At 49.5% G+C, this 21,589-nt stretch carries 23 protein-coding genes; 6 read left to right on the plus strand and 17 right to left on the minus strand.

What is annotated here, in order from left to right; genetic code table 11:
- Window positions 1-6: 6 nt before the first annotated feature.
- Window positions 7-975, plus strand: a complete 969-nt coding sequence (gene ybiB / locus MES37_RS09590; protein WP_064548400.1) for a DNA-binding protein YbiB — start codon at window positions 7-9, stop codon at window positions 973-975.
- Window positions 976-1,098: 123 nt separating this feature from the next.
- On the opposite strand, the gene ybiJ is transcribed toward ybiB, so the two are convergent.
- Window positions 1,099-1,359, minus strand: a complete 261-nt coding sequence (gene ybiJ / locus MES37_RS09595; RefSeq protein ID WP_064548398.1) for a DUF1471 family protein YbiJ — start codon at window positions 1,357-1,359, stop codon at window positions 1,099-1,101.
- A gap of 362 nt (window positions 1,360-1,721) precedes the next feature.
- On the opposite strand from ybiJ, the gene MES37_RS09600 reads away from it, so the two are divergent.
- A complete protein-coding gene (locus MES37_RS09600; RefSeq protein WP_237931188.1) occupies window positions 1,722-2,546 on the plus strand; it encodes a helix-turn-helix domain-containing protein in 825 nt (274 codons plus the stop codon).
- 5 nt (window positions 2,547-2,551) lie between these two features.
- On the opposite strand, the gene MES37_RS09605 is transcribed toward MES37_RS09600, so the two are convergent.
- The 8 genes from MES37_RS09605 to MES37_RS09640 form a co-directional block, all read right to left on the minus strand.
- A complete protein-coding gene (locus tag MES37_RS09605; protein WP_133522472.1) occupies window positions 2,552-4,006 on the minus strand; it encodes a leucyl aminopeptidase in 1,455 nt (484 codons plus the stop codon).
- The gene (locus MES37_RS09610) at window positions 4,003-4,971 is read right to left on the minus strand and encodes a N(4)-(beta-N-acetylglucosaminyl)-L-asparaginase (protein WP_237931191.1); all 969 of its coding nucleotides are present in this window, start codon (window positions 4,969-4,971) and stop codon (window positions 4,003-4,005) included. Before MES37_RS09610 ends, MES37_RS09605 begins: the two co-directional genes overlap by 4 nt.
- Before the next feature lie 7 nt (window positions 4,972-4,978).
- Window positions 4,979-6,286 (minus strand): PTS cellobiose transporter subunit IIC, encoded by a 1,308-nt coding sequence (gene celB, locus MES37_RS09615; protein WP_121813982.1) that lies wholly within the window; start codon window positions 6,284-6,286, stop codon window positions 4,979-4,981.
- 296 nt (window positions 6,287-6,582) lie between these two features.
- Window positions 6,583-7,884, minus strand: coding sequence for a TRAP transporter large permease (locus tag MES37_RS09620; RefSeq protein WP_237931197.1), 1,302 nt, complete (start codon window positions 7,882-7,884; stop codon window positions 6,583-6,585).
- The gene (locus MES37_RS09625; RefSeq protein WP_121813981.1) at window positions 7,884-8,381 is read right to left on the minus strand and encodes a TRAP transporter small permease; all 498 of its coding nucleotides are present in this window, start codon (window positions 8,379-8,381) and stop codon (window positions 7,884-7,886) included. The genes MES37_RS09620 and MES37_RS09625 overlap by 1 nt, the downstream gene beginning before the upstream one ends.
- Before the next feature lie 71 nt (window positions 8,382-8,452).
- The gene (locus MES37_RS09630) at window positions 8,453-9,439 is read right to left on the minus strand and encodes a TRAP transporter substrate-binding protein (protein ID WP_121813980.1); all 987 of its coding nucleotides are present in this window, start codon (window positions 9,437-9,439) and stop codon (window positions 8,453-8,455) included.
- 381 nt (window positions 9,440-9,820) lie between these two features.
- Window positions 9,821-10,081 carry a DUF1471 family periplasmic protein McbA gene (gene mcbA, locus MES37_RS09635; RefSeq protein WP_064548385.1) on the minus strand — a complete coding sequence of 87 codons (261 nt, stop codon included), beginning with the start codon at window positions 10,079-10,081 and terminating at the stop codon, window positions 9,821-9,823.
- Between the two features lie 178 nt (window positions 10,082-10,259).
- Window positions 10,260-10,886 (minus strand): flavin reductase family protein, encoded by a 627-nt coding sequence (locus MES37_RS09640; RefSeq protein ID WP_237931198.1) that lies wholly within the window; start codon window positions 10,884-10,886, stop codon window positions 10,260-10,262.
- A gap of 93 nt (window positions 10,887-10,979) precedes the next feature.
- Here MES37_RS09640 and rlmF point away from each other — a divergent pair, with 93 nt between their 5' ends.
- On the plus strand, window positions 10,980-11,921 hold the full coding sequence (rlmF, locus tag MES37_RS09645; protein WP_064548382.1) for a 23S rRNA (adenine(1618)-N(6))-methyltransferase RlmF: 942 nt from the start codon (window positions 10,980-10,982) through the stop codon (window positions 11,919-11,921).
- Window positions 11,922-11,971: 50 nt separating this feature from the next.
- Here the strand turns inward: rlmF and glnQ are convergent, their stop codons facing one another.
- The 5 genes from glnQ to rhtA all read right to left on the minus strand — a co-directional run bounded on the left by glnQ (window position 11,972) and on the right by rhtA (window position 16,249).
- The gene (gene glnQ / locus MES37_RS09650) at window positions 11,972-12,694 is read right to left on the minus strand and encodes a glutamine ABC transporter ATP-binding protein GlnQ (protein ID WP_064548380.1); all 723 of its coding nucleotides are present in this window, start codon (window positions 12,692-12,694) and stop codon (window positions 11,972-11,974) included.
- Window positions 12,691-13,350: a glutamine ABC transporter permease GlnP gene (glnP, locus tag MES37_RS09655; RefSeq protein ID WP_064548378.1), complete on the minus strand. Its 660-nt coding sequence runs from the start codon at window positions 13,348-13,350 to the stop codon at window positions 12,691-12,693. The genes glnQ and glnP overlap by 4 nt, the downstream gene beginning before the upstream one ends.
- 89 nt (window positions 13,351-13,439) lie before the next feature.
- Window positions 13,440-14,186: a glutamine ABC transporter substrate-binding protein GlnH gene (gene glnH, locus MES37_RS09660; protein WP_034457213.1), complete on the minus strand. Its 747-nt coding sequence runs from the start codon at window positions 14,184-14,186 to the stop codon at window positions 13,440-13,442.
- Window positions 14,187-14,550: 364 nt separating this feature from the next.
- The gene (dps, locus tag MES37_RS09665) at window positions 14,551-15,054 is read right to left on the minus strand and encodes a DNA starvation/stationary phase protection protein Dps (RefSeq protein WP_064548375.1); all 504 of its coding nucleotides are present in this window, start codon (window positions 15,052-15,054) and stop codon (window positions 14,551-14,553) included.
- Between the two features lie 307 nt (window positions 15,055-15,361).
- Window positions 15,362-16,249 (minus strand): threonine/homoserine exporter RhtA, encoded by an 888-nt coding sequence (gene rhtA, locus MES37_RS09670; protein ID WP_064548373.1) that lies wholly within the window; start codon window positions 16,247-16,249, stop codon window positions 15,362-15,364.
- 492 nt (window positions 16,250-16,741) lie between these two features.
- Between rhtA and ompX the strand changes: the two genes are divergently transcribed.
- Window positions 16,742-17,248: an outer membrane protein OmpX gene (gene ompX / locus MES37_RS09675; protein WP_064548371.1), complete on the plus strand. Its 507-nt coding sequence runs from the start codon at window positions 16,742-16,744 to the stop codon at window positions 17,246-17,248.
- A gap of 85 nt (window positions 17,249-17,333) precedes the next feature.
- Here the strand turns inward: ompX and MES37_RS09680 are convergent, their stop codons facing one another.
- Window positions 17,334-18,920, minus strand: coding sequence for a sulfatase-like hydrolase/transferase (locus MES37_RS09680; protein WP_064548368.1), 1,587 nt, complete (start codon window positions 18,918-18,920; stop codon window positions 17,334-17,336).
- Between the two features lie 314 nt (window positions 18,921-19,234).
- Complete coding sequence (gene mntS, locus MES37_RS09685) at window positions 19,235-19,363, minus strand: manganase accumulation protein MntS (RefSeq protein ID WP_064548364.1); 129 nt, start codon at window positions 19,361-19,363, stop codon at window positions 19,235-19,237.
- A gap of 190 nt (window positions 19,364-19,553) precedes the next feature.
- Between mntS and mntR the strand changes: the two genes are divergently transcribed.
- A complete protein-coding gene (mntR, locus tag MES37_RS09690) occupies window positions 19,554-20,021 on the plus strand; it encodes a manganese-binding transcriptional regulator MntR (protein WP_064548362.1) in 468 nt (155 codons plus the stop codon).
- Window positions 20,022-20,023: 2 nt separating this feature from the next.
- Window positions 20,024-21,133, plus strand: coding sequence for an SLC13 family permease (locus MES37_RS09695; protein WP_064548360.1), 1,110 nt, complete (start codon window positions 20,024-20,026; stop codon window positions 21,131-21,133).
- A gap of 76 nt (window positions 21,134-21,209) precedes the next feature.
- On the opposite strand, the gene MES37_RS09700 is transcribed toward MES37_RS09695, so the two are convergent.
- Window positions 21,210-21,589, minus strand: a 380-nt coding sequence (locus tag MES37_RS09700) for a Cof-type HAD-IIB family hydrolase (protein WP_237931200.1), incomplete at its 5' end; no start/stop codon positions are given.

Below are 21,589 nucleotides of genomic sequence, written 5' to 3' on the forward strand. Positions count from 1 at the left end.
GTCGGAGTGGATTACCGTAAGATCATTAAAGAAGTCGGGCGTGGTAAGAACCACGCACGCGATCTGGATTTTGACACCGCTCGCGGCTTATACGCCCATATGCTCAGAGGCGAAGTGCCGGAGCTGGAGTTAGGCGGCGTGCTGATTGCGCTGCGTATCAAAGGCGAAGGTGAGGCGGAAATGCTTGGCTTCTATGATGCGATGAAGCACCACCTCATCTCGCTGACGCCACCAGTGAACAAGCCGATGCCCATTGTCATCCCTTCTTATAATGGCGCGCGCAAACTAGCAAACCTAACTCCCTTGCTCGCGATGTTACTTAACCGTCTCGGTTTTCCGGTGGTGGTGCATGGCGTAAGCCACGATCCAACGCGTGTCATAACCGAAACCATTTTTAAGCTGATGGGGATTGAGCCGACGCTGCATGCCGGCCAGGCTCAGGCCAAACTGGATTCTCATCATCCGGTATATATTCCCATCAGTGCGCTTTGCACACCAATGGAAGATCAGCTGGCAATGCGCTGGCGGATGGGGGTGCGTAATAGTGCCCACACGCTCGCCAAACTGGCAACACCGTTTGCAGAAGATGCTGCGCTGCGCCTGGCCAGCGTTTCGCATCCTGAATATGTCCCGAAAGTGGCGAAATTCTTTGCTGACATTGGCGGGCGTGGCTTGCTGATGCACGGTACGGAAGGGGAAGTGTATGCCAATCCACAGCGTTGCCCGCAAATAACACTTATCGACAGCCAGGGTTCACGCATTGTGAGTGAACGCCAGACTGAAATCAGCGACGAGGAAGTGGTGCTACCTGCCGGAAAAGATCCGGAAGTTACCGCCCGTTGGATTGAACGTTGTGTTGCAGGGTTGGAACCTGTACCGCAGTCATTAAAAATACAAATGGCTTGCTGTCTGGTGGCTACAGGAGAAGTGGCCACGCTTGAAGACGGTTTGATGCGCGTTAATCAGACATTCTGATGAGCAGAAAAAGAGCAAAAAAAAGCCCGCGAAAAAATCGCGGGCAACAAGGGTAATAACAGTGTCATGCAGTGTGGAGCAAAGCTCCAAAAATATGAGGGTAAATCAGGGCAATACTGAAGATTATTTGTAGATAACCGCAGTACCGCTCATTTTGCCGTTGGTGTTAGCCGAAGTGATGGAATACGCTTTTGCGCCGGCGGCTTGTGCTTTATCTGCCAGTTTTGCTTCCAGGCCGTCCAGAGTGGTTGCGCCGTCTGCTGAAACCACGCCGACTTTGTTTAAGTTCTGAGCTTCAGCCGGATTGATTGATTGTACAGCGAACGCGCCGAAAGAAAGAGTAGAAAGGGCGATGGCGGCTACAGCATATTTGATGGTTTTCATAGTTAATATCTCGCAGGTTATTCTGTTTAAGGTGACGATGTTCCGTCGATGTGATTATGGTCACACTTTTTAGCAGAATAATAAATCGAATAGAATTGACCTCCTTATTCAAAAAAATTGAATGATCGCTAAATCATTGAAATTAAAAATGATTAGCGTGCGAATTATCATTGTGATTTATATATCTTTACAACTACTTGGTTTAGCGCACCTTTTGCTAATTTTTCTGTCAGCAGCAGGGCTGCTGTGGCCTGCAATCGCTTGCGCGCTTATTTTTCGATAATCTGTCGATTTGCTCTTTTCGCTCGTAAAGTTGCTTTTATAATGAGGGCTTTACTTAACCGTATGCCTGATGAGGTCTGATGGAGATTAAGCTCCACACCAATGCCACCACGACGCCGCGTACCCGCAAATATATTCAAAGCTCTGACAAATCCGACAGTGAACTGGCGGAAGAGCTGAATATTTCTGTGGATACCGTCAGGCGCTGGCGTAAGCGAGATGACTGTTACGACAAATCTCATCGGCCAAATACCATTCATCGTGCACTTAGCCCTGAACAAGAGGCGCTGCTGATTTTCCTGCGTGTGCGTCTGGCTTTGTCGCTTGATGAACTGTTAGAAGTCGCGAAATTACTGGTTCAGCAAGGCATTTCCCGCGCAAGTGTCAGTAGAACGCTGCAAAACTGGCAGCAATCCCGTTTGACGAAACCCGATTTAAAACAACCTGTGGGTCATCTGCACCTGGATGTTTTCCCACTACCGGAAACCATTAGCCACAAACACGGCGCGCTACTGGCATTTAGCTGCCCGGTTTCAGGTTTCCTGGCGGTGGCACTGCGTGAGCGGGGAAATGAGCAAACGCTGGAGGCGCTGGTGGGCTTTTTGCAGCAAGGTTTACCGTTGCAGGTGCAGTCGATAATGGCCTGCCCGAGCGAACTTGCTCGTCAACTGACGCACAAGTTACAGGTTCCACTGCATGAAACGCAGCAGGAAGAGTGGCAAATTCGCGCAGCAAACGGTGAGTGGGCGCAGACTCTGGAACAACTACTTAACGGCGAACGTTATGACAAACGCCTGGGATTTGGTGCGGTATTGCTGGAGTTCGAGGATTTGCTGAATAAACGAATTATCCGCAACCGGCTGAAAAACCTCTCACCGGTTGCGTGGTTAAAATCCCGCTTATAACCTGGCTACAGATCCTTCGTTTTCCCTTCGCAAAGACCGAGTAAGAACTGCGTCAATAGTAGAGCAGGGCGGCCGCTGGCCTGGGTAAATTTACCACGACTCAGCGCGGTACCGCTGACATCTAAATGCGCCCAGGGTTTTTGGTGGCAAAACTGACTTAAAAAATGGGCGGCAGAGACTGCAATTGCTGCATTGTTCGGCGGTGTATTGGTGAGATCGGCAATATGGCTTTTGACTTGCGGATCAAAGCTTTCGTCCAGCGGTAACGGCCAGACTCGGTCTTGCGTTAAGTCGGCAGCTTGCTGTAGTTGCTGGCTGAGTTGTACATGGTTACTCATCAGGCCAGAAATGTCATAACCCAGTGCTTTCACTACCGCTCCGGTCAGGGTGGCGACATCAATTAATGCTGCCGGATTAAAGCGCGTGGCGGCATAACTCAACGCATCTGCCAGCACCAGACGGCCTTCGGCGTCGGTATTAATAATTTCCACGCTTAGCCCCGCGTGAGATTTCACTACATCGCCTGGCAGCATGGCGTTTTCGCCCGGCATGTTTTCGGCCAGCGCCATTACTGCCACGACATTCAGTGGCAATTGCAGTGTTCTAACAATCTCCATCAGCCCGAAGACCACGGCGGCACCACACATATCGTATTTCATGGTGCGCATCCCTTCGCCTTCTTTCAGCCACAGGCCGCCAGTATCAAAGGTTATCCCTTTACCGACAAACGCATAAGTTGGGGCATTTTCCGCCGCACCCTGCCAGCGCAATGTCACCAACCGGGGCGGATTTTTGCTGCCTTTTCCTGTGGCATCAAGACAACCCATGCCGAGTTCACGAATCGCGTGTTCATCAAGAATTTCACAGTGTGTTTGCGGATGGGTAGCGGCCCAGGCTGCGGCTTGTTGAGCAACGTCTTGGGGGCGGCAATCATTAGCTGGCGTGTCGGCAAGGCGGCGGGAAAGCAGCATGCCTTGCGCGATGGCCTGAGTTTGCCATGCGAGTTCATGCGCCTGTAAGTTTGCTTCGCGGATTAACAACCAAAGTTGCCCGTTGCTCTCTTTTTGCTGCTGGCGATAACCCAACTGCGGTAACTGATAAAAGCGGTTCATCAGCGCGACCAGCAACGTGCGCAGGCGAGCAAAAACGCCAGGGTTTGCCAGGTCAAAACCAGAAATATCGATGGCAATCGGATGCGAAACGGGGCTGGGCAGCAGGTTGGTCAAACTTTCCGTTAGCTGGCGTAACACCACGGGGCTATCCAGTTGGCTGGATGGCAAAAGAGACAACTGCTGGCAAACACCATGCAAGCCGAAAGTGGTGGACTGCACTTCATCATGTTGCGCCATTTCATCAAGCAAAGAGTGCAATGGCTTCGGCCACGCATCGGTGTGATTTTTCCACAACACCAAATGCGCGTCTGGTGGGCATGGTGTAAAAGCGGCTAACTGGCATTTCATATAATCACCTCTGCGGTTACGCGTTGCAGATAAGCATCAAGCCAGGCCTGGTCTGCCGGGCGAATCAGCGTGTGCTTACCTTCGCGGGTCGTCAAAAAGACCGTGGGTTTTTGTGCGGGAGTGGCGACGGAAAACGAGAAGTTATCGATGGTTGTTGCCGCACCATATTCACCACGGTTATTCATACACACCACTGATAAATCACCGGCGCGACCAAAACGGGCAATCAGCTGGCTTTCGAGATCGTAAACCGCCGATTCAGCAGCCTGTTGGGGTGACATGCCACGCCCCATCCGGCAGACAATTTCATAGCTAATACAGCCTTTCATCAGATCTTCGCCAAGGCCTGTGGCGGTGGCAGCACCAATTTGGCTATCGGCATAAAAACCTGAACCGGAAACGGGGGAGTCGCCCACGCGTCCTGGGCGCTTCATAAACAAGCCGCTGGTGGAGGTGGCGACACACATTTGCTGGTTATGGTCGAGGGTAATTACACCCACGGTATCGTGCCCGGTATACGGGCTGAGGCCGCGATCCAGGGTTTCACGTTTGCGCTTCAGGTAATGTTGATGCGCACGATCCGTCAGCATGTTTTTGCGCTCAAAGCCCTGTGCTAAAGCCCAGGTTTGCACTCCTTCACCAACCATAAAACTGTTGAAGCGCTCACGGCTTAACGCCTGTGCCACAAGGACAGGATTGGCGATATCGCGAAGACTGGCGACCGCGCCAATGGCAAGCGTTGAGCCATCCATAAAGGCCGCGTCGAGCTCAACCACGCCTTGCTCGTTGGGCAAACCGCCGTAGCCGACAGATTTATAGAATGGATAATCTTCCACGCAAGTGACGGCGCGAACTGCTGCGCCACTGGCGTCGCTGTTCTCTTGCAACATTTGCGCGGCTTCGCCAACGCCTTCCCAGGCCATACGCCAGGTCGCAATCACGCCCCAGTTTGTCGATAACGTCATGTTTTAGTTACTCCGTGGCGGGTTTGGTGGATGCAGAAAGCTCCGGCGCTTCATTGGCCCGATATTGCTTATCCACAACTTTGAGGAATGGCAGATAAATAATGGCGCCAATCAACAGGTTGGTTAACTGAATCACCGCACCGCTAAGATGCCCGGTCACGATAAACCCGCTCAACACCGGCGGCAGCGTCCAGGGGATATACACGCCCGTGGTGGTCGCGACCCAACCCAGCGACATGGTGATGTATTGCACGGTGACCAGTACCAGCGGCACCAGGTTGAATGGGATTAGCATTATCGGGTTCATGATAACCGGCAGGCCAAACAGCACCGGTTCGTTAATGTTGAAGATGGAAGAACCGATGGCCAGACGCGAAACGTTCTTAATGTGCTGGCTGCGGGCAAATAGCAGCATAGCAATCACCAGAGACAAAGTTGCGCCCGCGCCACCCATCCAAATCATGTCGTAGAACTGCTCAGTGACAACGTGCGGTGGGAGTAAACCGGCCTGTGTAGCCGCCAGGTTCTCCATTTGGTTTTCCATCCAGAAAGGACGCAGGATGCCGTTCACCATCGAGCCGGAGTTGATCCCGACGGACCACAAGCCGGTGATGCTAAAGCAGGTAAACAACGCGCCGACATACGAGGTGCCAAAGTGGCGGATTGGCGTGGCCAGCACTTCGTACACAAACTGGTGAATGGTGTGGTACTCGGTTTTGGCAAACAACACGCGAACCGCCAGCGCAAGCACCAGAACCAGCAATGACGGGATCAGCGCGGCAAAGGATTTTTGCACTGCGGGTGGCACGCCATCCGGCATGCGAATCACCCAGTTCTGGCGCAGCATCCAGGCAAACAATTCGGTACTGGCAATTGCCCCGAGCATCGCCACAAACAAGCCTTTGGAGCCGAGCCATTCCATGGGGATCAGGTTGCCGATTTCCTGAGTTTTCGCGAAAGGGGTGAGAATCAAGAAGCAGGAAAGAGACAAAATCCCGGATGACATTTTGTCGATGTCATAACGTTCGGCAAGACGGTAGGCGACCAGAAAACTAATAAATACCGCCATGGTGGAGAAGATGGCAGTAAACGGGATTTCGACAGTTGCAGACCAGCCTTCACCAAAAATCGACGCCATAAACTGCTGATAGGCGGTACTTGGGAAAGAGGAGATAACCAGCAGGATTGAACCGACAATGATAAACGGCATAAATGAGATATAGGCATCGCGAATGGCTCCGAGGTGGCGTTGTTGCGCCATTTTCGCGGCCAGCGGCATCAGCTTTGCTTCTATTGCGGCCATCAGGTTTTTCATTCTTACCGCTCCGTAAGTAATCACAAGAGACAATTCTTGTGTTGTATACAGTAGGGATTGTTAGCGGCGAATAAAGTGAGTGGATTCACAAAAGTATCACATGATTGCTTATGATAAGGTCAGCTGTCGGATGACGCTGGCGCTTATCCAACCTACTCCGTTCCAGAAGGTTTTGTAGGGTGGATGACGCTAGCGCTTATCCAATCTACTCCGTTCCAGAAGGTTTTGTAGGGTGGATAAGCGCTAGCGTCATCCACCGTGTGTGTGATTTGTCATCAGTCTCAAGCAGGCAGGAATTACATCAGTCCCAGCAATCGAGGAATGAACAGCGAAATCTCAGGAATGTAGGTAATCATCATCAGTGAAACAAATAATGCGGCATAGAACGGTAGCAGCGGTTTGATCAGGTGCTGGATTTTCACGCCGGTAATCGAGCAGCCCACGAACAGCGCACTTCCCACCGGAGGTGTCAGCAACCCGACGCACAGGTTCGCTACCATCATGATGCCGAAATGCACCGGGTCCATACCCAACTCTTGCGCAATCGGCAGGAAGATTGGCGTGAAGATCAGCACCGCAGGCGTCATATCCATAAAGATGCCGACAATCAGCAACACGATGTTAATCAGCAGCAGAATAATCAGTGGGTTGTCTGAAATCCCCATCAGCGTGTCGCTAATAATGTATGGAATATCAGCATTGGTCATCGCCCACGACATGCCAACCGAGAAGCCAATCAGTAGCAGAACAATTGAGGTGGTTACCACGGAGTCGAGGATTAGTTTCGGTAAATCGCGCCATTTCACTTCGCGGTAGATAAGCACCGAGAGCACGAAGGTATAAACTACCGCGATAGCCGAGGCTTCCGTTGCGGTAAATACGCCGCCCAGAATTCCACCCATCACGATGATCACCAGCAACAAACTTGGCAAGGCATCGAGAAACGCTTTGGCCGCCTGTGCACACGTTGGACGAGCGGATACTGGATAGCCGCGGCGTTTGGAGATAATCCCGCACACCAGCATGATGGACAGACCCATCAGGATGCCAGGTAAGTACCCGGCCATAAACAGCGAAGCGACCGAAACCCCGCCAGCAGTCAGCGAGAAGACGATCAACACGTTAGAAGGTGGGATCAGTAAACCGGTAATACAAGAGGAAACGTTGACCGCTGTCGAGAACGCCGGATCGTAACCCTCTTTGTTTTGAATCGGCGAAAGTGTGCCACCCACGGCAGCAGCCGCCGCGACTGCTGAACCGGAAATCGAACCAAACATCATGTTCGCCAGTACGTTAACGTGGCCCAGTGAACCCGGTACCCGTCCTACCATAATTTGCGCCAGGTTAATTAGCCTGATGGCTATCCCGCCGCTGTTCATCAGCGTTCCGGCAAAAATGAAGAACGGAATCGCCAGCAGAGCAAAGTTATCCAACCCGTTCGCCAGGCGTTGTGAAACCGTGATAATGGCAATGTCCCATGGGAACATGATAAGCATCGATGAAACGGTGGCGATCCCAATGGCGAATGAGATAGGAACCCCGAGAAACACCAGCACGAAGAACGCGCCGAATAAGGTAAGGGCGATGTAAGTTTCCATTATTTACCCTCGTGACGGACTAAAGTTTGAGCATCGGTCAAGATAAAGTAGAGCGAATAAAACATCATGATCGCCCCGCTTAACGGCAGCACTATGTAGACGTAGCCCATAGGGATTTGCAGCGCCGCCGAGAGTTGCGAAGTGGCAAGTGTCTTTTCAATGAGTTTTAGGCCGCCATTGACGATAACCCCGCCAGAAAATAGCAGCACCAGTGTGTTGATTAGCATGCCGAGCAGGGGTTTTTTATTGTCTGGCATCATCATGGAAAGAAAATCGATGGACAGATGGCGCTGTGCACCCACGGTGTATGACGCGCCCAATAGACCCACCCAGATCATCAGAAAACGCGCCAGTTCATCGGTCAATGTGCTGGGCTGGTTGAGTACATAGCGGCTAAACACTTGCCACACCACGCAGATGACCAGCGCGACCATTACCAGCACGGAAAAAGTGGCAATAGTCCGGTCTACCGCAAGCTTTATGGGCTTTAGTATCATGTTTGTATACCTGAAAATTAACTTTGGACGAGCGGGTGAGGAGCTCACCCGCTGAAACCTGCAACCCTAAATCACTCGGTAGCGGCTTCGAATTTAGCCAGCAGAGCCGCTTGTTTTGGATCTTTGGCGAAGTCGTCATACAGCGGTTTTACGGCTGCGCGGAACGGGGCTTTATCAACGCTGAGGATAGTGGCCCCCATCGCTTTAGCTTGAGCACGTGAATCAGAATCGACTTTGTCCCAAAGCTTTTGTTGATATGTTTCGGAGTTTTTCGCCGCTGTCATCAAGATTTGCTGCTGTTCAGGGGATAGTTTGTCCCAGGTTTTGGTTGAGATAACGAGGAAGTCGGGAATAGAGGTATGTTCATCTTCCGAGAACACTTTGGCGATTTCGATATGGCGAGTCTGCACCCATGATGGAACGTTATTTTCCGCGCCATCAACAACGCCTTGCTGCATTGCGGTATACACTTCGCCGAAAGAAATAGGGGTTGGTGAACCGCCCATTAATTCCACCATTTTCAAGGTGGTTGGGCTGGCCTGAACGCGAATTTTAAGTCCTTTTAAATCTTCTGGTTTGGTGATCGGTTTTTTCGCATAAAAACTGCGGGTACCTGCAACATATGCTGAAATAGCAAAGAAACCTTTATCTTTGGTTGATTCCATAATTTCTTTGCCGATTTCACCAAATACCACGCGATTAAAATGTTGTTGGTCTTTGAATAAATATGGCAAATTATAAATAGCGTAAGTATTGTCGAAAGATTCCAAATCACTGGCAGAACCTTTGGTCATATCCAGTGCGCCATTTTGTAATAGTTCTAATGTTTCACGGGCGCTACCCATTTGGCTACTTGGATAAATACGAATACGCATACTGCCATCAGAAAGTTGTTGTACCTCTTTGGCTAATTGTTCATAGGCTTGATGCACAACATGGCTGCGTTCCAGGTTATGCGCGAGTTTTAAAGTTATTTTGTCAGCAGCATTTGCACCTGTGGCACACAACGTAATCAGCGAGGCACAAAGTAGTTTGCGTGGCAGTGTCAAAAATTTCATATAAAATGCTTCCTGCATAAAAGAAAAGGTGAAGTTTCGAATGGAGGCCGTTATTGCTGTATGACAGCTTATTGCATTTGTCCGATAACCAACTTGTATAGACTTCACATTTTTTATTAATCAGGAGTGGTTTTGCTATTTTTTGTGTTGTTGCTCACTCAATTTAATATGATTGGAAATGTCTTTTGTTTCTCTCGTGAATTTATTCTAAGTTGAGAAAATGAATGCAAGGAATTACCGAGGTATTAGGCAGTATTTACGAAGGGTATTTATTGTTTTTGATTTAATTTGGAACGGATGAACCAACAAACTTAACAATAAATAACGGCATCCTGTTATGGAAACCGTTATTGAAAGTCACCCCGGGGATAACTATTAAGACTATTTATAAATAGTTGCGGTGCCGAACATCTTGTTTTCACCGCTGGCTGAGTTAACAACAAAACCTTTTGCACCTTCTTCTTTCGCTTTTTCTCCAAGTTTGGCTTCCAGATCGTCAAGATTCGCCGCGCCTGAGACCGAAACCGTCCCCGCAGGGCGGAGTTGGCTGTTATTGATGTCATTCGTTTCTTGAGCTGCCATGGTGGCAAACGGTAATGCCGCAAGGGTGACAACCGCAGAAAAATACAGCAATTTTTTCATAATCACATCCTCATCGCTTTTGGGAACCGATTAAAAAATCATCAGCACCTACAGTGTAGGTGCAATGCGCCAAACCATAGACGCAAAAAACTGATGGACTTATGCTCATTTTTTGAACGACATAACTTGACGAAATTCTTACAAATCATATAGATACAGGTGTATGATTTTGCTGATTTTATCGGGCGTCGGGGCGAGTTAAGTCAAAACGATGGCTTTCATCGATAGTGTAATAAGCCGATGGGCCACCCGCACGCAGCACCGGTTTTGCCAGCGCGGTCTGGTAAATACCGTCTTTTAGTAGTGACTCGTCAATATGAACGGCGACCACTTCGCCCAACACCAGCCAGCTATCAATCGCCGCACCGTCGGCAGTCGTGAGTTGAATGCACTGCGACAGGCGGCATTCAAAATTAACCGGGCTTTCGGCAACGAGGCTGGCTTTGACTTTTTGCCCGACAACGGCAATTAACCCCGCGCGAACGAACTCATCTTCACCGCGTGGTATGGAGGCTGAGGTTTCATTCATTTGCTCAGCCAGTTCACGCGTGGCGAGGTTCCAGACGAACTCTTTTGTTTCAACGATATTTTGTACGCTGTCTTTCCAGCCACTGCTGGCGAAACCAATAATAGGTGGCCGATAATTAAAACAGTTAAAGAAACTGTACGGTGCCAGATTACGGTTACCTTGTTGATCGTATGAGGAAATCCAGCCTATTGGGCGCGGGCCGATAATGGCGTTGAGCGGGTCGTGCGGTAAACCGTGGCCGTCGGCAGGTTCGTAGTAATAACGTTTCGCGGACATAAAACCTCTGCTTCAGTGATGAAATTGGCGCGGCGTTGTTTACCCCGCTGGCTTCACAGAGTATCTTACGCGACCACACAAGGAGAAGCCGCAATGAAAACCCCTGCCACTACCAAACCGGGTCTGCACCCACGTAATCGTCATCGTAACCGTTATGATTTCCAGGCGCTGACACAAAGCAGCCCAGCACTCGGCGCATTTTTACGCCCTGGCCCGCATGGCGAAACGACGGTTGATTTTGCTGACCCGCTGGCAGTGAAAGCGCTGAATCAGGCGCTATTGGCGCATTTCTACGGTGTGAAGCAGTGGGATATTCCTGAAGACTTTCTTTGCCCTCCGGTGCCTGGGCGTGCCGATTATATTCACCATCTGGCAGATTTACTGGCAGAAGGTAACGGCGGCGTGGTGCCTTCGCAGGCTTCAGTACTGGATGTGGGTGTGGGGGCCAACTGTATTTATCCGCTTATTGGCCAACATGAATACGGCTGGCGTTTTACCGGCACCGATGTGGATGGCGAGGCTTTGCGTAACGCAACGGCGATTATTGATGCTAATCCAGGCCTGTCACGCCTGATTCGTTTGCGTCGCCAGAAAACGGCAACCGCAATTTTGCCGGGTGTGATTCATAAAAACGAAATGTTCGATGCCACGTTGTGCAACCCACCGTTCCACGATTCTGCACAGGCGGCCCGCAGCGGTAGCGAGCGTAAACGCGTAAACCTCGGCCAGGCGAAAGACGGCGCACTGAACTTTGGCGGACGTGAGCAAGAGTTGTGGTGTGAAGGTGGCGAAGTGGCGTTTATTAACCAGATGGTCAACGAAAGCAAGGCGTTTGCCCGCCAGGTGCAGTGGTTCACCTCGCTGGTTTCTCGTGGTGAGAACCTGCCGTTGATTTATCGCGCGTTGCAAGAAGCTGGCGTCGAAAAAGTGGTGAAGAAAGAGATGGCCCAGGGGCAGAAGCAGAGCCGCTTCATTGCCTGGACCTTTATGAACGATGCGCAGCGCGTTCGTTGGGCTGCCACACGTTATAAATAGCATTCCCTTCACCCCGACCCTCTCCAAAAGGAGAGGGTGAGGTCGAGAACTCAGGAAACGTGCTGCAAGAATTCCTGCAAACGCGGGCTTGGTGGGTTCTCAATCAGTTCTTGCGGGTTACCATCTTCAGCAATGCGCCCTTTATCAATGAAGATGAGGCGCGAGGCGACTTTGGCGGCGAATCCGACTTCGTGCGTCACAATAACCATCGTCATGCCTTCTTCAGCCAGATCCTGCATAACCTTCAACACTTCGTGACGCAGTTCCGGGTCAAGTGCCGAGGTTGGCTCATCAAACAGCATCATTTTCGGTTTAACCGCTAACGCCCGGGCGATTGCCACACGCTGTTGCTGGCCGCCAGAAAGCTCTGATGGGTAGTGATGCGCACGTTCCGCAAGGCCCACTTTCGCTAACAGCTCTTTAGCCAGTTTATCGGCGGCGTCTTTTTTCAGACCACGTACACGAATCGGGCCAAAGGCGACGTTTTCCAGCGCGGTCAGGTGCGGGAACAGATAAAACTGTTGGAACACCATGCCGGCTTCCTGACGAATCAGGCGCTCATCGACTTTCGGGTCGTTAACTTTCAGACTGTCGACAAACAGGTCACCACTAGTGATGTCTTCCAGTTTGTTGATGCAGCGCAGCAGCGTCGATTTACCGGAGCCTGACGGCCCGATAATCACCACCACTTCACCTTGTTTAATGTTGAGGTCGATGTTGTGCAGCACCTGGGTTTTGCCAAAGTGCTTAGAAACGTTTTTAAATTCAATCACAGGATTTTCATCCTTCTTTCAAGAATGCGGAGCACTATGTTCAAGACCTGGGTGATGATGAGATAGATAACACCAACGGCAGTCCAGATTTCCAGGGCGCGGAAGTTGCCTGCAATAATTTCCTGGCCGCTACGAGTCAGTTCGGCTGCGCCGATAACAATAAACAGCGAGGTGTCCTTGATACTGATAATTAACTGGTTACCGAGTGACGGCAACATACGGCGCAGTGCCAGTGGCATAATCACATGACAAACGGCTTCACGTCTGGATAGACCGAGAGCGAGACCCGCTTCGCTGAAGCCTTTATGTATCGACAGTACCGCCCCGCGGGTAATTTCCGCAATATAGGCGCCAGAGTTAATCATTATGGTGATCACCGCGGCTGTGAAAGTGTCGATGCGAATATCAGGGAATGCCATTGGCAATGCGAAGTAGATATACATGACCTGTACAACGATAGGCGTGCCGCGGACCACTTCGATGAAAACGAGGGCTATGTGGTTGGCTATCCAGCCGCCGTAAGTGCGGGCCAAACCTGCCACCAGACCGATAATGATACCACCTGCCAATCCAAGGACCGAAATCCACAGAGTCATTTTGGCGCCTTCCAGCAATATTGGAATGGCAGGCCAAATGACGCTCCAGTCAAACTCCATAATGTGTTCCTATTTTACTTATACCGTGGTTCAAAAATATCAGGGGCGAAAGCCGCCCCTTAGGTCTTGCTTACATCATTTTAGATTTATTATTTTGGCTCAGTGCCGAACCATTTTTTGTAGATTTCGTTGTACTTGCCGTTCTCTTTCAGGGTTTTCAGCGCGCCGTTCACTTTCACACGCAGGTCATCGCTACCTTTAGGGAAGGCGATACCGTATTGCTGTGCTTCGAGAGAGTCGCCAACTGCTTTGAACTTGCCCTGGCCAGCCGTTTTGATGAAGTAAAGAATGTTCGGCGTATCGTGCAGTACCGCGTCAGCACGGTTGGTGCCCAGTTCCATGTAGGCGTTATCGATGTTCGGGAACTGACGCAGGTCTTTAGTTTTGATGTTGGCTTTCGCGTAATCAACAGAACCGGTGCCGCTCTTCACTGCAACTACTTTACCGTCGAGATCTTTCACGCTTTTAACGGAATCGTTGTCGGCTTTAACCATCACCAACAGGCCGCTTTTGTAGTAGCCGTCAGAGAATTCGATAGCTTTTTTACGTTCTTCGGTGATGGTGATACCCGCCAGCGCCAGGTCGATATTTTTGGTTTGCAGCGCAGGAATGATGCCGCTGAAATCCATTGGCTTGAGGGTGTAATCCAGTTTTAATTCTTTTGCTACGGCATCCCATAAATCGATATCAAAACCGACGTATTTGTCGCCTTGTTTAAATTCAAAAGGAACGAATGCGGTGTCGGTCGCAACGACCAGTTTCTTATCAGCGGCGTGGGAAGAAACCGCAAAAGCCAGAGTGAGTGCAGCCAGTGAAACTTTTAAAATCGACTTCATAGCATTTCCTTGTTTATCCATGGGGCAATCCCCTGCATCAGTAAGCGGCAACATGGAAAAATCATGCCAGGTTTTCAACTTACTGTTTTTGCAAGGATGTGAATATGTAACATTGCACAATAATGGTTGCAAGTGAGTTACAGCGCACTCTAATGGTGCCCAGTTTTGGTGCGTTAAGTATTGAGGAACGATGAAGTCTAGTTTTACCGCAGATTAAGGCGGTAAAACAATCGGCTGTTAACGATTGTGTGAAGTGATTATTACAAATGAGTAACTTTTGCGGCAGGGATAACCATTTTTATGCGCTAAAACAGTGCATCCATCCTCCCGGAAATGGGAGGATGAAGTAACAATCTGCTAGCAATTAATCGATATTTGACTCAATGAACCACAGGAACTTGTCCAAATCTCGCGAAGCCGCAGTCAGAATATCGGCGGTATCTTCGTCTTTCGTTTCACTGATTGCCTTACGCACATCGTTCGCCACAATCGCGTAACGGTCGGCCAACTCTTTAAGGTGATCCTGAACACTGTGAATATCCAACGGATAGCTTTTCAGTGGTGTTTTACTGTTAATGACTTGCGTTGTACCCAGTGCGACACCGCCAAGTTGAACGGCGCGTTCTGCCATGGTGTCGAGATGGTCAGTCAGGGCGGTGCGGAAACCGTCAAGCATTTCATGAACGGCAATAAAGTTTGCACCACGCATATTCCAGTGCGCTTGCTTGGTAATTAACGACAAATCAATGAACTGGATGACCTGGCGATTCAGCAGCTCAACGGTGGCTTTCTTTTCGCTGTCTGAAACATCATTACGGGTATGCAGTAGGTTGGTAGATTTGGTTTTTACCAGTTTAGCGGTAGTCATAATCTTTCGTCCTCTTGATGTTATGTCCAATGAATTACCGGAAATAAGTATAGCACCTGATTTCGTATTCGAAGGAGCAGGTTGTACCTATCAGATTAATAGCAATGAAAGGATGGAATTTAGTAACTCATTGTTAGTCAATAAGTTTCAATTTTGTATTTCGAGTGGTAATTGAATTAAACAAAGAGTGATTGTTGAATGGGAATAATTATTATTTTGTGAAGGTAAGAGAGGGAAATATAAGTGGTTGAACGCAGAGGTTATTTACCGTGGGAATCGTAACCACGGTAAATAATATCAGAGTGGGCTACTTTACATCGACCTGAGTAATCTGCGTTTCACGCTTGAGAGTCAGCGTTGAACCGATGGATGCGGCAATAATGGAAAGCAATGCCAACCATTGCACCAGAGTCAGATGCTCACCAAGGAACAGCATTCCCGACAGTGCAGCGAGCCCAGGCTCCATACTCATCAGCGTGCCAAAGGTGCGGGTCGGTAAACGCGTCAGGGCGATCATTTCCAGCGAGTAGGGCAGTGCTGTCGATAATACCGCAACACCGAGACCTAACGGTAAAAGTGACCAGTGCCAAAAAACATCACCCGCTTGCCATGCGCCAATCGGTACAAAGATTATTGCTGCTATCAGCGAACCGAATGCCACGGTTGCTGGCCCATGATCGACACCGGCTTTTTGTCCAAACAGGATGTATATCGCCCAACATGCCCCGGCTCCTAGTGCATAGGCGGCACCGGCTAAATCGACATGCGAAATTGACTGCCCCAGCGGTAATAAGAACCAGAGACCCAATACCGCCAGAATCACCCAGATAAAATCCACCGCTCGACGTGATGAAAACAGTGCCACGGCCAGTGGGCCGGTGAACTCAAGGGCGACGGCAATCCCCAGGGGAACCGTCTGAATCGATAAATAGAACAGGTAGTTCATGCCGCCGAGCGCCAGCCCGTACATCAGCAAAGGGATGCGCTGCTCCGCTTTGAAGCGCAAACGCCACGGCTTAAAGACAACCACCAGGATGAATGTCCCCAGGAACAGGCGCAAAGCGGTCACTCCTGGTGCTCCGACTAACGGGAAGAGTGATTTTGCAAGTGATGCGCCACTTTGAATCGAGGTCATGGCAATCAAAAGAACAACAATGGGTAACCATAAGGGGGTTTTACGTGGCGATAAGGGCATCCAGCATCCTGTCAGTCAGTGTCTATACCATCATCCTTCAAGTTGCAGGGGTGTTGGCCGTAGACGCTCGCCCCAGTCACTTACTCAAGTAAGCTCCTGGGGACTCTCGTCCTTGCCTCCTACCTGAAACTCGAATGCTAATGGGTATATTTAAGTAAAGAAAATAAAAAGTGACCCAGTGTAAATGATTAAGTTATGGCTGGTTGAGATTTCATTGAAAAAAATCATGGCCGGATGCAGTAACATAACTGTGTGATTGCGTAAGATTTGTTCAAAAGTGTTTAAGAATTATCTGGATGACTATGTTGCAATTCATGACAACAATTAGGTCGTTTTTTGATAAAAAGGCTATAAATTTAAGGGAGTAGGGTGTAATGGAAATGATCTGTTACAGGAAAGGATTCATTAGACAACGTAAATATCGAAGAGTTTCCGATACAATTTTGATATATTAAAAACTTAGAAGTTACTTGAAGCATATTGAGGTGGATTATGAAAAAAATTGCATGTCTTTCAGCACTGGCTTGTGTTCTGGCCGTTTCCGTTGGTACCGCATCTGCTGCAACTAGCACCGTAACTGGCGGCTATGCACAAAGCGATATGCAGGGCGTTGCTAACAAAGCTGGCGGTTTCAACCTGAAATACCGTTACGAAAACGACACCCCACTGGGCTACATCGGTTCTTTCACTTACACCGAGAAAGACCGTTCTGAGTCAGGCGTTTACACCAAAGGCCAATACTACGGTATTACTGCTGGTCCTGCTTACCGCATCAACGATTGGGCAAGCATCTACGGTGTAGTCGGTGTTGGTTACGGTAAATTCCAGAGCACCTCTTTCCCGAACAAAGCTGACACCAGCGATTACGGCTTCTCTTACGGCGCGGGTATGCAGTTCAACCCAATCGAAAACGTTGCACTGGACGTTTCCTACGAGCAGAGCCGCATCCGTAACGTTGACGTTGGCACCTGGATCGCAGGCGTAGGTTACCGCTTCTAATTTCACTCTTTTATCGAGTGAAAATAAAAATCCGCCCCTTGAGGCGGATTTTTTTATTTCTGAATTCCCTGATTAGGGGATTAGCTTAACGAGTCTTGGTATCAAACACATCCGTCTGCAGATGAGTATAGTCCACCTTCTTGAGCTTAAAGTTGGTGATGTAGATTGGCCCCGCTTTTTGCTCAGAAATGAACTTGTACTTCGGCGTTAACTCTTTGGTTTTAATCCCTGTCCACGCTGAGAAGAAATTCAGGAAATCATTCGCTGAACGGCGCGCTTTTATCTGGCGATGCACTTTATCGTCGCTGGACAGCACCATAAATGGGACCTGGAAGTTTTGTTGGAACTCGTCACCATGCGCCAGATATTGCACCTCAGTGCCGCGCTCTTTAATTGCCAGACCGTGATCGGAGAAGTAGACCATCGAGAAACTCTGCCCGGTATTTTGTAGCTGTTGGTAGAGCTGCTTCAGCAAATCGTCGGTTTGCGTCATGGTGTAGAGATAGCAGGACGTTTCTTTCGACTGGACGAAATCTTTGTATTTACCCTGCGTGCGGTCGCATGCTTGCGGGTGTGAACCCATCAAATGCAGCACAATTAATTGTGGCGTGGTTCGTTGTGTCGCGAATACCTGAGCGGTCATTTTCAACAAAGCTTCGTCACGGGTATTTTTGTCGGCTTCAAAATCACCGCTTTTCAGGAACTGCACTTCATCGGCACGTTTGGCGATGCTGGCAATGGCGGTATCGTATTCACCAATTTGCCCCTGGTTCGAGAACCACCAGGTCTGGAAGCCTGCCCGGTTGGCAAGCGTAATAATGCTGTCTTGATATTGCGGTTTGCCGTCAATGACACGGTTAAGCGTCATGCCCAGCGATTTCTGCGTTGAGCCGCTGGCCGCCACATAATCCATGAATATATTGCCATTCACCTGGCTGGCAAACGGGGTGTTATCCCAATGGCCACCGAATGCGCCTAATGCGTCACGGCGCGCACTTTCACCAATCACCACCACGTAAGTTTGATATTTAGGTTTAACCGCCAGCACATTCCAGGTGTCCTTCATCTGTGCGAAGGCCTTCATGCGCGTTTGCTCATCAATCACTTCCTGGTTATTGACCACAACATCTTTTACGAAGCGGAATACCGGGTAACCAGAGTCTTTGATTTTAAATACGCCGCCATACGCCAGGTTTTGTACCGGAGCGACAAAGAAACAGACCACGCTGACAACCAGGCATAAGCTATCAAAATGGCACCACAGGCGTTTTTTAGGTGCAACTTTGCGGCGCAGCGCAATAACGCCAAGCACCAGAATAAAGATCGACACCAAATAGCTGTACCACGGGAAGATAGTCATCAGTTCCGTGGATTCTTCGAAGTTAGTTGAGTGTAGGGCAAGCAGGGTATTAAAGTTCGGCGAGCCGTAGGCCTGGCCAAAAGGGAAATACATTGCTGCAATCAGGCTGCAAATCGCCAGCAAGCCTTTTTGGAATTTGGGCGCACTGCGCCATAGCAGCAGTAATACGCAACTAAATGCCACTGCATACAGAATGCTAAATTCATAACCGAGCGCAAAGTTAATCAGTAAAGACTGCAGGAAATAAAAGCCAGTCCACGGATTAAGCGCCACTGCGCGGATCGTCAGGGAATCTTTAACCGTTAAATTCATGTTTATCGAGATCTACTAAACGCCATGCGAAAACCCTGGCGACGAGGGTAAGAACCTGCCTGACAGACGGAAAAGAAGGGATACTGGACCGCATCTGCGAGCCGCTTCATGTGCAGGGCTGCAAGAAGATAGAGCGGTACGATAAGAAGATCAACTGATAAGAGAAATGTGTTTTGCGAAGCAGGTAGCAAATCCAACAAATGGTAAGGTTAAAGCGCTGTTGCGTGAGGTATTCACTGAATCATCATGAAATGAAAAGTTACAAATAGATGAGCCGTTCAGAATGACTAAACCCGAAAAGGCAGGGCGACTGCCTATGACTTAGGTTTTTCGCCCTGTTGTGGTTTCCCGGAAACCAAATCACACAACATGTTGAGCAGCATTAGCCGCACTTGAAACGGGGAATGTGTAAACACGCTCATGCACCTCTTAAATTCGTTCATATAACCCTCCTGTTCACTTCTGCTGCCCTTGTTTCCCTTTAAGGCTGTCTGCATTACATACAGATATAGCACAGGCTATATTGTATAGCTATTGCTAATTCGTTAAATTTTTGTGCTTCCGTGATGCTGGTTTACAATGGGGCCGAACGTCGTCATTGGACGATGCCGCGCCACTGCAAGAGGAAGCATCATGAGCCGTACGCCTGGCCAAAAAAATAAACAGAAAGTGACGCAGTTGGTAAACGTTGAAGAGCATGTCGAAGGCTTTCGGCAGGTGCGGGAAGCGCACCGTCGTGAATTGATTGATGACTACGTTGAGTTGATTTCAGATTTGATTCGCGAAGTGGGGGAAGTCCGTCAGGTTGATATGGCGGCGCGACTCGGTGTTTCTCAACCAACCGTTGCGAAAATGTTAAAGAGACTCGCCTCGGTTGGGCTGATTGAGCAAATTCCGTGGCGCGGTGTGTTTTTAACTGCTGAAGGTGAAAAGCTGGCGCAAATCAGCCGCGAACGTCATCAGATTGTGGAAAACTTTTTCCTCGCGTTGGGAATTAGCCCGGAAACCGCAAGGATTGATGCCGAAGGGGTGGAGCATCACGTCAGCGAAGAAACCCTGGCGGCATTTCGTTTGTTTAGTGAGCAGCGAGGATTTAAGTAGCGATGCTGTTAAGCCTGGTTCGCCCGTTTGCTCGCGATCGATTCCTTCATCTATTGCTTCTGTGCGGTGTGGTATTAAGTTTCATCGCGCCATTTCATCCAACACTTTGGGTTCATGCCATTGATTGGCACACCATTATTACGCTTGCGGGCTTAATGATGCTGACCAAAGGCGTCGAGTTAAGCGGCTATTTCGATGTGCTGGGCCGTCGCATGGTGAAACGCTTTGATAACGAGCGAACGCTGGCGATGTTTTTAGTCAGCGCGGCGGCATTGCTCGCCACATTTCTGACCAACGACGTGGCCCTGTTTATTATCGTGCCGTTGACCATCACGCTGAAAAAACTGTGCGCCATCCCGATTAATCGGATCATCATCTTTGAAGCGTTGGCGGTCAATGCTGGCTCAATGCTCACGCCGATTGGTAATCCGCAGAACATTTTATTGTGGGGGCGCTCGGGTTTATCGTTCGGGGAGTTTAGCTGGCAAATGGCACCAATAGCGTTCGCTATCATGCTCAGCCTGCTGGCGCTTTGTTGGTTCTGTTTTCCCAACAAAAAACTCGTCTACCAAATCCATGATAAAAAGCACGACTGGCAGCCACGGCTGGTGCTGAGTTGTGTGGCTCTGTACGTGGTATTTATTGTCGCGCTGGAGCTAAAACAAGACATATGGGGGCTGGTGGTTGTGGCCATGGGTTTCTTGCTGCTGGCTCGAAGAGTATTGCTCAGTATCGACTGGAGTCTGTTGCTGGTATTTATGGTGATGTTTATCGACGTCTGGCTGATCACACAACTTCCGGTGTTACAGCACGCGTTAGCGGGCATTAATCAGCTTTCAGCCACAGGATTATTTGCATTGGGAATCGGTTTGTCGCAGTTGATTAGTAATGTTCCATCGACCATTTTACTGCTGAATTACGTCCCCGCTTCGATGCTGCTAGCCTTTGCAGTGAACATTGGCGGTTTCGGTCTGCTGCCCGGTTCGCTGGCAAATTTGATTGCTTTACGTATGGCTAACGATCGCCGTATTTGGGTGCGTTTCCACTACTATTCATTGCCGATGTTGTTATGGGCGGCTGCGGTGGGTTACGGTCTGCTGTATTTGAGATAAATGTCGGATGACGCTGCGCTTATCCGACCTACGAAGGGCCGTTGTAGGAGCGCGTCATCCACCACTTTACTTAAAATCACACGTTAAACGGCGCTTCTTTCTTCAGCACCTTTTCAATCACATCCAGCACCGCTTGCTGATTGCAATGTCCTGCCTGATAAGTCGCAACTTGCTTAATTTTTTCAGGGGCATTGGCCATGGCAAATCCGTACCTGGCCTGACGCAGCATTTCAATATCATTGCCACCATCGCCAAACGTCACGACTTCGCTGTCAGCAATGCCCCATTTTTCCTGCAGGATCCGCAAACCGTTAGCTTTATGAATACCGGGAATGATCAGGTCAATCGAGCCATGGCCACTGGTAACTGGCACCATAATACCGTCGAGAATGTCTGTCAGAGCGCTCATGGTGTCGTCTAACATACTGTCTGGCAGATTCAGCGCAAACTTAAAGA

It is taken from the genome of Buttiauxella sp. S19-1 (genome assembly GCF_022134725.1).
In the GTDB taxonomy this organism is placed as follows: Bacteria; Pseudomonadota; Gammaproteobacteria; order Enterobacterales; family Enterobacteriaceae; genus Buttiauxella; species Buttiauxella ferragutiae.